Here is a 13008-nt window from a genome sequence, read left to right as displayed (position 1 = left end):
TCCAAGGCGCCCGGAGGTGCTCCGAGGGCAGGTCGGCGAACGTGAGATCGAGCGGCTCCCGGATGTGTGAGCGATGTCGGCGACACGCCGCGACAGGACCCGGCACAGGGGGCACCTGATGCTTAACCTGCAGAAACAGGCGTACACCACCGGCGGATCCAGGCTGTGAAGGCGGCGTGCGCTCTTCGACCGCGACCGCGCGGGTCGCGACCACGAAAGGGACGTCATGACCGGCACCTCACGCCATGTCACATCCTTGGCGACCGCGTCGCCCGCGTTCGAGAGCGAGCTCGGATCGGTCACCCTGGTCGACGCCGGCGCGATGCCCATCCTCAGCGGGCTCTCGATCAAACACGTCACCCTGGAACCCGGCGCGATCCGCGAGCCGCAGTGGAACGTCAACGCCAACCAGATCGGCTACTGCCTCTCCGGCACGGTGCTGGTGTCGATCCTGGGGAACGCCGACGCCTTCTCCTCGTTCATCGTCGCCGCAGGTCAGATGTACCACGTCGAGTCGGGCGCGATTTACCACATCGAGAACGTCGGTGACGACCGTGCCGAGTTCGTCCTCGCGCTGCGCGACGAGCGTCCCCGGCACTTCTCGCTGCACGACAGTTTCAACGCCATGACCGACGCGGTGCTCGGGAACACCTACGACCTGCCCGCCTCGGCGTTCGCCGCCCTCGACCGGTCTCCGGCCCAGCAGATCGTCCGCCGCACCGGCGCCGCCGACATCCCGTCCACGGCCGGGCTGCCCAACGCCCACCTGTTCGACCTCGAGGGCCAGCACCCGCCGCTGTCCTACGCCTACGGCAGCGCCCGCCTCGCCCGTAGCCAGTACTGGGCAGCCCTGGAGGACATCTCCATGTACTCCCTGCGCATCAAGGAGAGCGGGATGCGCGAACCGCACTGGCATCCCGTCACCGCCGAGATGGGGTACGTGGAGAAGGGGCACGCCCGCATGCGTGTCCTGGACCCCGACGGCACCCTCGACGAGTACGTGCTCGGCCCCGGTGACGTCTACTTCGTGCCACGCGCCTTCCCGCACCACATCGAGGTCCTCGGCGAGGACGACATCCACTTCCTGATCTTCTTCGACCAGGCCATGCCCGCCGACATCGGCTACCGGGCCAGCGCGTCGGCGTTCTCCCGCGAGGTTCTCGCCGCGAGCTTCGGCATGTCCGAGCGTGACCTCCCCCGGTTCCCCTTCACGCCGGTCGACCCGCTCTTCGTCGCCCGGGCCAATCCCCGCGACCCGGTCCGCTGAGGACGTCGTCCGGCCGCCCCCCTTGGTTCCGGTGATCTCGCGGGCCAGGTGGCGGGTGGGTGCGGGGTTGCGGCGAGGTCGCGGGCCAGGTGATGTCGTAGGTCAGGCGATGTCGCGGTCCAGGTGATATCCGGGCAACCGTGCCTATCGTCTAAAGTCGGGCGAATGGCCCCGATCCCCTCGCGGCTGGCCTGGTTGGACGCCCTGCGCGGACCCGCCGCGCTCGCCGTCGCGCTGCACCACTCCGGCTGGACCTTCATCCCGGGCCTCTGGGCCGAGGTGGACCGCAGGATCGACGTCGGCACCTGGGGCGTCTTCGTGTTCTTCCTGGTCAGCGGCTATATCATCCCCGCCTCCCTGGAGCGGCGCGGTGACCTGCGGGCCTTCTGGATCGGCCGGGCCTTCCGTCTCCTCCCCCTGCTGCTCGCCGCTCTCGGCCTGGCGCTCCTTCTCGCGTACGCCGGAGCGTTCGCCCTTCACCCGGGCCTGGGCACACGCCCCTTTCCCCTGGTCGTCCTCGGGAACGTGACGATGCTGCAGGAGCTGCTCGGCGTTCCCGCCGTCATCGACGTGATGTGGACGCTCTCGTACGAGATGGCGTTCTACCTGCTGACGGTCGGGCTGTTCGCCACGGGGCGGGCGCGACGGTCGGCGACGACCGCGATCGTCCTGGCGCTGTCGGCCGTCCTGCTGGGCCTCCTGCTGCCGGGACCGGTCATCGGTGGCCGCGCCGACCTGGTCGCGGCGCTTCTCGGGGTCGCGGTGGTCGCGGTCGTCGTGGTGTCGGCGCGGGCGGGAGGCGGGACGCGTACGGCCGCCGCGGTGGCGGGCGGTCTCCTCGGGCCGGCGCTGGTGGTCCTGGGCAGCCGGATCGGCGCGTGGCAGGGCCTGATCATCCTGGCCATGATGTTCGCCGGTACGGCCGTGTACCGCGCCGAGCAGGGGACCATCCGGTGGCGTACCGCCGTCGCCGCCGTGCTGACGGTCCTGGCCTGCGGGGTCCTCGCCAAGGACGACCCCGGCTGGGCGCCGGCGATCCTGCTGGCCGCGGGTTTCTTCGCGGCCGGGTTCGCGCTGCGGCGCAGGTCGTTTCCCCGGTGGCTCGCCCACCTCGGGGTGATCAGCTTCTCCCTCTACCTGCTGCACCCGCTCCTGCTGCGGATCAGCCCGAACCTCCCGCTGTTCTTCCTCGCGCTGGTGCCGCTCTGCTACCTGACCCACCGCCTGATCGAGGCCCCCGCGCAACGTCTCGGCAGGCGACTGGCCAGGTCTTCGGTGAGGGAGCCCGCGGAGAGCGGGTCCTAAGGGCCGGTACGGAGCCGGGAGTGGGGGATTCGCCCGCGCGCCGGCCTGCGGTCCTGGTAGGTCGTCGTCATGGCGGGTGGAGGGCTCCCAAGGAGTGGCGCGGTCCGGCCTTCCGCTTCGACGGGACTCCCCGGAGCCACGTCGCCGAGCCTTCACCCGCGGGAGCCGGCTTGTGAATCCGAAGCCTTCGCCCAGCTGAGAATCCGAATCGCGTACAGGCGCTGAGCCTCACTCCGCGGTCAGGCTCTCGGTCGCGGTCCGGCCGGCTTCGGCGGCCCGGCCGAGGAAGTCGGCGAGGAGTTCGAGGTCGGCGTCCTCGTAGCCGGCACAGATGTGCTCCAGTGAGGTGTTCATTCCCGCGAAGAGACCAAGGAGTTCCGCGTTGCGGTCGCGGCGGGTGCTGATCTGGACGGCGCGCCGGTCGGAGGGGTCGCGGTCGCGGGAGATCCAGCCGCCGCGTTCGAGCCGGTCGAGGATCCCGGTCATCGTGGCGGGGTGCAGACCGGTCCGCCGTGCCAGGGCGCTCGGGGTGAGCGGGCCGTGCGCGTTGATGAGGTCGAGACAGTCCAGATCGACGTCTTTGAGCTCCAGGCGGACGCTGACCTGCCGGTTGAGCAGCGACAGTTGCACGCTCAGCTCGCGCAGCGCTCCCCTGATCGCCACGGTGGTCTGCCGGCGTCGGCGAGCCCCATCTCCAGATGTTACGGGAGTCATATTTTCCCCTTCGTGAAGCAATATGCTACGTTTCTCGTATCTTATGAAATTCGTACATTCCGACATCCTGCGGCTAGGGGAATCGACATGATCGTTGTTACCGGAGCCACCGGCACCGTCGGCCGTCGCGTCATCGACCTGCTTCTGCAGATCGGCCAGAAGGTTACGGCCATCACCCGCAACCCGGCCACCGCGGCGCTGCCCAATGGTGTCCAGGTCGTGTATGGCGACCCGTCCAGGCCGGAAACGCTGAGGCCGGCGCTGGACGGAGTCGAGGCCGTACTGCTCAGCCCGCGTGCAGTCGGGAACGCCACCACCCGATTGCTGGCGCTCGTCGCGGATCTTCGTCGCGTGGTCGTGCTGTCAGCCGCCACGGTCGAGTTCCCGGTCGGGCATCCTCGGTTCCACGCTCATTTCCGAGCGGTTGAAGACGCCGTCAGGACCGCCGGCCCGCAGTGGACCTTCCTGCGCTGCGCCGACTTCGCCGCCAACGCCCTCGCCTGGGCACCGCAGATTCGTGCGACCGGCATCGTCCGCGGCGCTTACGGTGCCGCGGCCACCTCGCCCGTCCACCAGCGTGACATCGCGGAGGTCGCCGTCCGGGCTTTGCTCGACGCCGAACACGCCGGGCACTCCTATGTGCTCACCGGCCCCCAGTCGCTCACCCAGGGCGACAAGGTCCGCGTCATCGGCTCGGCCATCGGCCAGGAACTGACCTTCCAGGAGATCTCTCCCGAACAAGTTCGCCGGGGCATGCTCGCCCAAGGCCTTCCCGAGGAGATTCCCGACCGCCTCCTCGGCTCGCTGGCCGATTACGCCGTGCGGGCGGGCCCGACCACGGACACCGTGGAACGGCTCCTCGGCCGCCCCGCCCTCACCTTCGCCGACTGGGCCGCTGACCACGCCGCCGCCTTCCGGGCCTGATAGGAGGCCGCTGTGTATCTCTCCCGGATCGCACGAATCTCCGGCCTCCTGTTCGCCGGCCTGTTCGCGGGCTTCCTCATCACGGTCCTCGTTCTCGAACTGTCCCTGCGGCGGTCCGGCGCCTCGGTCTACACCCAGGTCCGCATGGTCGAACTCGACGCCCTCGACAAGCTCGCCGCCGCCACCCTCATCCCGGCGTTGATCGCCACCCTGACCGTCGTCGTCCTCGCCTTCAGGTCCAAGGCCCGCATCCCAAGGTCGCACCTGACGGCACTGGTCCTTCTGACGCTGGTCCTCGTCATGACGATCACGATCAACATGCCGATCAACGCCGACCAGCTCACGTGGAACATCGAAACGCCCCCGGCGGGCTGGATGACCGTCCGCGACCACTGGCAGATCGCCCACACACTGCGAACCGTCGCGGCCGTAGTGGCGTTCGGTTGCCTGGCCACGGCGGCTCACCTCAGGGCCGGTGGATCTTGACACGGGACGTTTCTCGTGGGCCTCGCGTTCGAGCTTTCCGGGGATCGCGAGCTTTCCGGGCACGGACGGGGCCGCCGCGCACTGGCTAGGATCGGTTCATACGAGTCTGTTCTGATGGAGGACGGTGACCGAGTCCAGGCATCCGGACGGCCGTCCGCGCGACTCCATCGCGGCGGCCGCGATGGCGCTTTCCCGCCTTGGACGCCTGGGCCGCCCGCGTGACCTGCCGGTCATCCTCATGCTGGCGTGGGTGGGCTGGCTCGCCATCCCGTGGCCGTCCAGCGGTCTCGTCCACGCTCGCAGCGCGGCCACCCAGCCCCAGGACGGGCGCGCGGGTGCCACGGCCGGGTCCCCGTCTCCGGGCACCGGTCTCCCCTCCGACCCCCTTGTCCCCACGGCTGTCTCCACGGCGCGGGTCCTCGGCGCGGAGCCTTCGAGCGGTGGGACCTCGGGTACGGACGTCCCGGCGAGCTGGAGTCTGAACGCGGCGCCGGCCCGTCCCGCGCTGCTCGTGAAGCCGGCGAGACCGCCGGCGACGGCGACGGGCGCGGAGACCGCGACCCGGTCAGAACCGGCCGGTAAGACGGCGCGGGAGCTGATCGCCCTGGAACGGGCGCGCATCGCGGGGGAGGTGCACGATGTCGCGGGGCACGGCCTCGCGACCATCGCCATGCAGGCCGGGGTCGCCCTGCTCGTGTTCGACGAGCGGCCCGACCAGGTCCGCGAGTCACTGGAGGCGATCCGCTCGACCAGCGTGCGGGCGCTCGGCCAGCTGCGTTCCGCACTCGATCTCATCGACCCCGGGACCTCTGTCGACCATGACCTGTCCCGGCTGGTCGACGGGGTGCGCGCGGCGGGGGTGCCCGTCGACGTCGAGCCGGCCGCGCCGGACGTTCCCGCGCACCTCGAAGGCGTGGTCTACCGCGTCGTACGCGAGTCGCTGACCAACGTCCTGCGCCACGCCGGTCCGACCAGGGCGCTGGTCCGCGTCACCGGCGACCCGCACGCGTTCGTCCTGGAGGTCGCCGACAGGGGGAGCGGTCCTTCGGGAACGGCCGCCGAGGGCCGGGGGCTGGCCGGGATGCGGGCACGGGTGACGGAGGTAGGCGGTGCCTTCGACGCGGGCCCCCGCGAGGGCGGCGGGTTCCGCGTCGTGGCCCGTTTCCCCAGGGGGACCACGTGACTTCCCCAGGGAGACCTTGTGACGTCTCCGGCCGTGGTCCGTTTCCCTTGGGGGACCTTGTGACGTCTCCGGCCGTGATTCGTTTCCCCAGGGAGACCGCGTGACGTCTCCGGCGGGTCCGATCCGGGTGGCGCTCGCCGACGACCAGGCCGTCGTCCGCATGGGGCTCAGGGCGCTCATCGACCGCGAGCCCGATCTGGAGTTCGCCGGTGAGGCCGCCGACGGCACCGCCGCGCTGCGGCTGCTGCGCGAGACCCGTCCCGACGTCCTGCTGCTCGACATCCGGATGCCCGGCATGGACGGTATCGACACGTTGCGGGCCATCGCCGCCGATCCCGCGCTTCATGCCACCCGGGTGGTCGTCGTCACCACCTTCGAGGTCGACCGGTACGTCTTCGCCGCCCTCCAGGCCGGGGCCGGCGGGTTCGTCCTCAAGGACAGCGCCCCCGAGGAGATCACCCGCGCGATCAGGGTCGTCGCCTCGGGCGAGGCCCTGCTCTCCCCGTCCGTCACCAGGAAGGTGATCGGGCTGTTCGGCCGGCACGACGTCACCCCGGTGGAGGGCCTCGACACCCTCACCCCCAGGGAGCGGGAGATGGTCGCCTGGGTGGCCACCGGCCGCTCGAACGACGAGATCGCCGCGGAGCTGGTCATCAGCCCCGACACGGTCCGTACCCATGTCAGCCGCGCCATGGTGAAGCTGCGCGCCCGTGACCGGGCACAGCTGGTCGTCTTCGCGCTCAGGTCCGGGGTGACGATCCCCTGAGGAAGCCCCGGTAGTCGCGCTGGTCCAGTTGCGCCTCGATCTGCTTCACCGTGTCGAGCCCCACCCCGACCATGATGAGGACGCTCGTCCCGCCGAACGGGAAGTTCTGCTGGGTCCCCGGGTCGCGCAGCAGCATGAACGCGATGATCGGGATCAGCGACAGGGTGGCGAGGTAGGCCGCTCCCGGTGCCGTCAGCCGCGAGAGCACGTACCGCAGATACTCCGCGGTGGGCCGTCCCGGCCGGATGCCGGGGACGAACCCGTTGAACCGCCGCATTGTGTCGGCCACCTCCTCCGGGTCGAAGGTGATGGACACGTAGAAGTAGGTGAAGGCCACGATCAGCAGGAGGTACGCCGTGATGTAGACCGGATGGTCGCCCGAGACGAGATAGCGCGCGATCCACGTGGACACCGGTCCCGTGCCGCCCGTCAGTTGCATCGCCAGCTGCGGCAGGAAGAGCAGGGACGAGGTGAAGATGACGGGGACGATCCCGGCCTGGTTCACCTTCAGGGGGAGGTAGGTCGAGGTCCCGCCGTACATCCTGCGCCCGACCATCCGCTTGGCGTACTGGACCGGGATCCGTCGCTGCGCCTGTTCGACGAACACCACCGCCGCCACCAGGAAGACGCCCGAGACCAGCATCGTCGCCAGGGCGAGCGGGTTGAGCAGGAAGATGTTCGACATGTAGGAGGGGAACACGGCGATCACCTGCGTGAAGATCAGGATGGACATGCCGTTCCCGATCCCCCGGTCGGTGATCAGCTCGCCCAGCCACATGACCACGCACGTCCCGGCCACCAGGGTGACCACGACCACCGCGATCGTCATGGGGCTCCGGTCGTGCAGCAACTGCCGGTCGCAGTTGGGGAAGATCCGGCCCGCGCGGGCCATCGCCACGACGGTGGCGGCGTTGAGCACGGCCAGCGCCACCGTCAGGTATCTCGTGTACTGCGTGATCTTCGCCTGCCCCTGCCGCCCCTCCTTCCTGAGCGCCTCCAGGCGCGGGACCATCACGGTGAGCAGCTGGACCACGATCCCGGCGGTGATGTACGGCATGATCCCGAGGGCGAACACCGACATTTTCAGCATCGCCCCGCCGCTGAACAGCTGCAGCATGTCGACGAGCCCGCCGCGGGTGCCCCCGTTCAGGCACTCCCGCACCGCGACCACGTTCACGCCGGGCGCGGGCAGCGTCTGCCCGAGCCTGAACAGCGTGATCATCGCCAGCGTGAAGAGCAGTTTCCCGCGGAGGTCGGGCACGCGGAAGGCACGGATGAGCATGGTGGGCATGGTGGGCATGCGCCGAGTCTGGGCGCGCGAGCGTGGCGCGGCGTCCGCTCATCCGAGGCTTCGCCGTACGCGAATCCGCGTACTCCCCGGCTGGATCCCCGCGATTTCCGGCTGAACCCCTGAACCCCTGAACCCCTGAACCCCCGGGCCTCGGCCGGATCCGCGGTCACCTTCGCCGGGTGTCCCCCAGGCCGGGCGTCACCTCGCACCCGGCCCTACGCGACGCGCTCGAAGCTCTCGGAAACCACCGAATCCCCTCATGAACCCATGACTTCGTCAATGCAGCATGAAGTTCGCGCGATGCGCTCATCTGGCCGAGGGCGGGTGCCGTCCGCTGACCTAACTTCGAGGTATGTCCAGCTCGCACACCACCTTGAGGAACCGGCCATGGCCTTTGTCACCACCGCCGACGGTACTGAGATCTTCTACAAGGACTGGGGCGGCGGGCAGCCGGTCGTCTTCAGCCACGGCTGGCCGCTCAACGCCGACGTCTGGGACGACCAGCTGAAGCTGGTCGCGGACAACGGTTTCCGGGCCGTCGCGCACGACCGCAGGGGGCACGGCCGTTCCGGCCAGCCCTGGAACGGCAACGACATGGACACCTACGCCGACGACCTGGCCCGGCTGATCGAAACCCTCGACCTGCGCGAGGTGATCCTGGTCGGTCATTCCACCGGCGGCGGCGAGGTGACCCGCTACATCGGCCGGCACGGCACCTCCCGCGTCGCCAAGGCCGTCCTGCTGGGCGCGGTCCCGCCGCTCATGCTGAAGACCGGCGCCAATCCCGAGGGCCTGCCGATCGAGGTGTTCGACGGCATCCGCGCGGGGGTCGCGGGCGACCGCTCGCAGTTCTACAGGGACCTCAGCATGCCCTTCTACGGCTTCAACCGGCCCGGCGCGGAGGTGTCGGAGGGGGCGAGGGACGCCTTCTGGATGTGGAGCATGCAGGTGGGCCTCAAGGGGGCGTACGACTGCGTCAAGGCCTTCTCCGAGACCGACTTCACCGAGGACCTCCGGCGCTTCGACATCCCGACCCTCATCGCGCACGGCGACGCCGACCAGATCGTGCCCATCGTCGCCGCCGGCCCGAAGTCGGCCGAACTGGTCAAGGGCGCCACCCTGAAGGTCTACCCGGGCAGGCCGCACGGCCTGGTCGGCGCCTACAAGGACGAGTTCAACGCCGACCTGCTGGCCTTCGCCAGGTCCTGAGATGGTCCGGTTCCTGGGACGGTCCGGTTCCTGGGACGGTCCGGTTCCTGGGACGGTCCGGTTCCTGGGACGGTCCGGTTCCTGGGACGGTCCGGTTCCTGGGACGGTCCGGTCCTGGGAAGGTCCGGTCCTGGGAAGGTCCGATGCCTCGGAAGGGTGCGGCGTCGCCTCACCACGATCGCGAACGTTCGAGGTTCGAAATCGTTCGGGAGCGCACGATTCTCTTTTCACGCCGTACGGTTCGCGTTTCACGCCGTACGGTTCGCGTTCCGCACCGATGGCTCTCGTTTCGCGTCGCAGGGGCCGGCCGTTCCGATGTCCGGCGGGGCCATGACCCATCAAGCGTTCGACGGCCGCGACCCCCCTCTCAGGCGTGCGACGGCCGCGACGTCGCGAGGCGTCGCTGCTCCTCCTCGACGATCTGGCGGGCCAGGGTCTGTTCCGAGATGTCGACCGCGTCGGGGGTGGACTCGGCCAGGTCGCTGCGGCGGGCGTAGGTGTCGAAGAGCCCGACCTTGCCGCGGAGGATGTCGAGCATACGCTGGTCGACGCTGTCGGCCGTCAGGAGGCGGTGCACCTGGACCTTGCGGACCTGCCCCATGCGGTGGGCGCGGGCCACGGCCTGGCTCTCCATGGTCGGCTTGACCTGGGGCTCGCAGATGATCACCACCGAGGCGGCCTGCAGGTTGACGCCGATCCCACCGGCCTGGATCTGGCTGAGCAGCACGGCGTGGCCGGGGGCCGCCGTGAACTCGTCGATGACCTGCTGGCGGCGGGCGGTGCCGAGGTCGCCCGAGATCGGCCCGTGGACCCGGCCGCCGGGGTCGCCGGAACCGTCACCGGGGGATCCCGGGGCGCCGGTGCCCCCGAGAGCCCTGTGGACGGCGGCCATGACGTCGCGGAAGTAGGAGAAGACCACGACCTTGAGATCGTTGCCCGCCGCCTCGTCGACGAGTTCCAGCAGCCTCTGAAGCTTGGCCGACGTCTCCGGCACGGCGTAGGCGGCACGGCGCATCGCCATGAAGTTCCCGTCGGCCACGGCCTTCCGGTAGGCGGCGAGGTCCGCCGGGCTGAACTCCTCCCACTCGTCCACGTGCACGAGGTCGGGCAGCTCGGTGAGCACGTCCTCCTGGTTGCGGCGCAGGTAGACCGGTGCCACGGCCCTGCGGAAGGACTGCCCTCTCGCGGCCCCCGTCCCCGCCACCGTCGCCAGCGCCGCGGCGTCGCCGTTGCGGATGCCCGGGAGCAGGTCGGGCCTGAGGTAGCCGATCAGGTTGCGGAACTCCTCGACGCGGTTCTCCATCGGGGTCCCGGTCATGAAGAGCACCCGGTCGGTACGGCCGCACCAGCGGGCGACGGCCTGGGAACGCCGGGCGGCGGGGTTCTTGACGTAGTGCGCCTCGTCGACCACGAGCATCCCGAGCGTGACGTCGCCGGGGATCTCCAGCCGGTGCAGGGTGTCGATGGTGGTCACGGCGACACCGCCGGTGCGGACCCATTCCGCCAGGGCCGCGGTCCGGTCGCCGCCGCGCGGGGAGTAGGCCGGCAGCGTGCTGCGGGTCTCGATCTCGCGTACCCAGTTGATCTGAACGCTGGCCGGGCAGGCCACCAGGAAGTGCCTCTCGCCGCGCGCCCAGAGGTGCGCGAGCACGGCGATGGCCTCGATGGTCTTGCCCAGGCCCATCTCGTCACCCAGGATCACCCGGCGCTGGGCGAGGGCGAAGCGGGCGCCGAACGACTGGTAGCCGCGCAGGGAGACCCGGCGGTGGGTGTCGTCGAGGTCCTGGGCCTTGACCCGCGCGGAGATGTCGTCGGGCAGGAAACCCTCCGAGGCGACGCGGTCGGGTTCCGTGGCCGCGATCTCGGCGAGCAGGTTGTAGTACTCGGACGCGCGAAGCTCGAAGTCGACCCATGCCTCGATGTCGGAGACCGGCGGGCGCAGCAGGTCCACGGAGGCCTGGCTGAAGAGCAGCGCCGTCTCGGACGCGTTCGCCTCCGCGATCACGTCCTCGATCCGCGCGACGGCCTCCTGCGCACGGCGACGGCCTCCCTGGCCCGCGAGCAGCATCCGCAACCATCCGCGGGCGGGTTGCGCGGCGGGCAGGAGCGAGGCCAGCCTCTTCTCGATCCTCCGCGCGGCGCCGCCCGCGCGCGGCAGGTCGGGGCCCGCGTTCACCAGCCGGTTCAGCGCGACCAGCAGCTCCGTAGTCTCCTCGTCCTGCCGGTCGACGTCGATCCGCAGCGCCACCGTCTCCTCCACCGCCTTGGCGATCTGCCCGGCGGCGGCGTGCGCCTGTCTCGCGTTCCACGCCCCGACCCCGGGGTGCAGCTGGAGCGCGTACGGCGTGGTGTCCAGGATGTCGAGGATCGTCTGGTAGCCGGCCTGTTCGAGGGCCCTGATCCGGAGCCGCCCCACGGTGACGTCCTTCAGGCGCGTCAGGGGAATCTCCGCCAGCTCCTCGCGTGCCAGGCGCGTGCGTACGGAGGCCAGCGCCCGCCGGGCGTCGGCGCGCGCCCGCGCGTCATCGGCGAGCAGCGTGCGCGCGTGGGACCGGAGGCGACCCGCCCTCTGGAGGAGGGCCCTGACCTGCCTGGGGGTGGATGCCGGGTCTTCTCGCTCGACGTCGCCCAAGCTCTCGTCCCTCCCGTCACGGCCCGATCGCGGTAGTTCACCGTCGCCAACCACCCGGCCGGTTGTCAACGACCGGCCAGGCCGGACACGGCGTCACAGCCCTTTGCCCGCCGTCGAACGGCCCGGCCGGGCCGGGGCCGCGATCCCGCCGCGATCCCGCCGTGGTTCCGCTGCCCACCGCGACCCCACTGCCCACCGGGCACGCGCCGGAACCGATTGTCGGTGTCTCCTGGCAGAATCCGCGTGTTCTTGACCCGAATGGCCGAAAGTGGAGTGAGACAGATGCCAGAGCGAGGGAACGCACCGCTGGTACGGCTCGACCCGTGGGCGGAGACCGATCTCGACCTGTTGCGTCGCATCAACGCGCCGGAGATGACCGAGCACCTGGGAGGCCCGGAGACCGAGGAGAAACTCCTCGACCGGCACAGACGGTATGTCGACATCGCCGGGAAGGAGACCGGCCGGATGTTCGCCGTCGTCCTGCTCCCCGAGCTCCAGCGGGTCGGCAGCATCGGATACTGGGAACGCGTCTGGCGGGACGAGACCGTGTACGAGACCGGCTGGAGCGTCCTGCCGGAGTTCCAGGGCAGGGGCATCGCCGTCGCGGCGGCCCTGGCCGTTGTCGCCAGGGCGAGGGCGGAGCGCAGGCACCGCTACGTTCACGCGTACCCCTCCACCGACCATCCCGCGTCGAACGCGGTCTGCAGGAAGGCCGGGTTCCGGTTCGTCGCCGAGTGCGACTTCGAGTACCCGCAGGGAAACGCCATACGGTGCAACGACTGGCGCGTGGACCTCGCCGCGGAGACGTGAGACGTTCCGCCCGGACGGGGCCGGAGGCGGCGCGGGGGGCGTCTCTCCCGGTCGTACGGTGAGCCGCCCCTCCCGCAGGCGCGAGTCCGTAATAGTGCACTTTGGGGGCTGAGTGTGCATTCCTGCGCAGAAGGAAGTCTCGACTGTTTCTAGTGTCCGTGGTGTCCGAACGGCACGACCCCTCCACCACCCGCACAGGAGCATGACGATGAGCACCACGCGCACCCTTCTCGCCGGAGCGGCCCTGGCCGGTTCCCTGCTGGCCGGCATCGCCGCGGCCCCCGCCGCCTCCGCCGACACCTCCACCGGCACCGCCGCCACGGCCGCGGCCGCCACGCAGCAGGCGCAGACCTCCGGCAAGCACTTCTTCGGCCCCTACTACTCCGGCTACGGCCGCGGCGAGGACTTCGCCCACCGCTCC

Annotated in this window: 12 protein-coding genes; 9 read left to right on the top strand and 3 right to left on the bottom strand. The window is 70.3% G+C overall.

Going from position 1 to position 13008, the window contains the following annotated elements:
• The first annotated feature begins 256 nt into the window (after positions 1–256).
• A complete protein-coding gene (locus AB0F88_RS41685) occupies positions 257–1267 on the top strand; it encodes a cupin domain-containing protein (RefSeq protein ID WP_362697229.1) in 1011 nt (336 codons plus the stop codon).
• A 165-nt stretch (positions 1268–1432) separates the two neighbouring features.
• A complete protein-coding gene (locus AB0F88_RS41680; protein ID WP_362697226.1) occupies positions 1433–2572 on the top strand; it encodes an acyltransferase family protein in 1140 nt (379 codons plus the stop codon).
• A gap of 228 nt (positions 2573–2800) precedes the next feature.
• On the opposite strand, the gene AB0F88_RS41675 is transcribed toward AB0F88_RS41680, so the two are convergent.
• Positions 2801–3235 (bottom strand): MarR family transcriptional regulator, encoded by a 435-nt coding sequence (locus AB0F88_RS41675; protein ID WP_362697223.1) that lies wholly within the window; start codon positions 3233–3235, stop codon positions 2801–2803.
• A 138-nt stretch (positions 3236–3373) separates the two neighbouring features.
• On the opposite strand from AB0F88_RS41675, the gene AB0F88_RS41670 reads away from it, so the two are divergent.
• The 4 genes from AB0F88_RS41670 (at position 3374) to AB0F88_RS41655 (ending at position 6645) form a co-directional block, all read left to right on the top strand.
• Positions 3374–4210 (top strand): NAD(P)H-binding protein, encoded by an 837-nt coding sequence (locus tag AB0F88_RS41670; RefSeq protein ID WP_362697220.1) that lies wholly within the window; start codon positions 3374–3376, stop codon positions 4208–4210.
• A gap of 12 nt (positions 4211–4222) precedes the next feature.
• Positions 4223–4696 carry an anthrone oxygenase family protein gene (locus tag AB0F88_RS41665; RefSeq protein ID WP_362697217.1) on the top strand — a complete coding sequence of 158 codons (474 nt, stop codon included), beginning with the start codon at positions 4223–4225 and terminating at the stop codon, positions 4694–4696.
• Between the two features lie 124 nt (positions 4697–4820).
• Complete coding sequence (locus AB0F88_RS41660; protein ID WP_362697214.1) at positions 4821–5879, top strand: histidine kinase; 1059 nt, start codon at positions 4821–4823, stop codon at positions 5877–5879.
• A 100-nt stretch (positions 5880–5979) separates the two neighbouring features.
• Positions 5980–6645: a response regulator transcription factor gene (locus tag AB0F88_RS41655; RefSeq protein ID WP_362697211.1), complete on the top strand. Its 666-nt coding sequence runs from the start codon at positions 5980–5982 to the stop codon at positions 6643–6645.
• Here the strand turns inward: AB0F88_RS41655 and secY are convergent.
• On the bottom strand, positions 6620–7936 hold the full coding sequence (gene secY / locus AB0F88_RS41650; RefSeq protein ID WP_362697464.1) for a preprotein translocase subunit SecY: 1317 nt from the start codon (positions 7934–7936) through the stop codon (positions 6620–6622). The genes AB0F88_RS41655 and secY overlap by 26 nt on opposite strands.
• A gap of 387 nt (positions 7937–8323) precedes the next feature.
• Between secY and AB0F88_RS41645 the strand changes: the two genes are divergently transcribed.
• Positions 8324–9145, top strand: a complete 822-nt coding sequence (locus AB0F88_RS41645; protein ID WP_362697208.1) for an alpha/beta hydrolase — start codon at positions 8324–8326, stop codon at positions 9143–9145.
• A gap of 367 nt (positions 9146–9512) precedes the next feature.
• Here the strand turns inward: AB0F88_RS41645 and AB0F88_RS41640 are convergent, their stop codons facing one another.
• Entirely contained in the window at positions 9513–11777 is a 2265-nt protein-coding gene (locus AB0F88_RS41640; protein WP_362697205.1) for a DEAD/DEAH box helicase, read from the bottom strand.
• Between the two features lie 282 nt (positions 11778–12059).
• Here AB0F88_RS41640 and AB0F88_RS41635 point away from each other — a divergent pair, with 282 nt between their 5' ends.
• Both AB0F88_RS41635 and AB0F88_RS41630 read left to right on the top strand, forming a co-directional pair.
• Positions 12060–12587, top strand: coding sequence for a GNAT family N-acetyltransferase (locus tag AB0F88_RS41635; RefSeq protein ID WP_362697202.1), 528 nt, complete (start codon positions 12060–12062; stop codon positions 12585–12587).
• A 208-nt stretch (positions 12588–12795) separates the two neighbouring features.
• Positions 12796–13008, top strand: a 213-nt coding sequence (locus AB0F88_RS41630; RefSeq protein ID WP_362697199.1) for a hypothetical protein, incomplete at its 3' end; no start/stop codon positions are given.

Source organism: Streptosporangium sp. NPDC023963 (genome assembly GCF_040639135.1).
Classification (GTDB): Bacteria; Actinomycetota; Actinomycetes; order Streptosporangiales; family Streptosporangiaceae; genus Streptosporangium.
This window is presented reverse-complemented; position numbering and strand designations above follow the sequence as displayed.

What these genes read in the sequence shown, in the direction of transcription:
- AB0F88_RS41645 (WP_362697208.1), top strand. Translation starts at nt 8,324, where the DNA reads ATGGCCTTTGTCACCACCGCCGACGGTACTGAGATCTTCTACAAGGAC.
- AB0F88_RS41670 (WP_362697220.1), top strand. Translation starts at nt 3,374, where the DNA reads ATGATCGTTGTTACCGGAGCCACCGGCACCGTCGGCCGTCGCGTCATC.
- secY (WP_362697464.1), bottom strand. Translation starts at nt 7,936, where the DNA reads ATGCCCACCATGCTCATCCGTGCCTTCCGCGTGCCCGACCTCCGCGGG.
- AB0F88_RS41680 (WP_362697226.1), top strand. Translation starts at nt 1,433, where the DNA reads ATGGCCCCGATCCCCTCGCGGCTGGCCTGGTTGGACGCCCTGCGCGGA.
- AB0F88_RS41635 (WP_362697202.1), top strand. Translation starts at nt 12,060, where the DNA reads ATGCCAGAGCGAGGGAACGCACCGCTGGTACGGCTCGACCCGTGGGCG.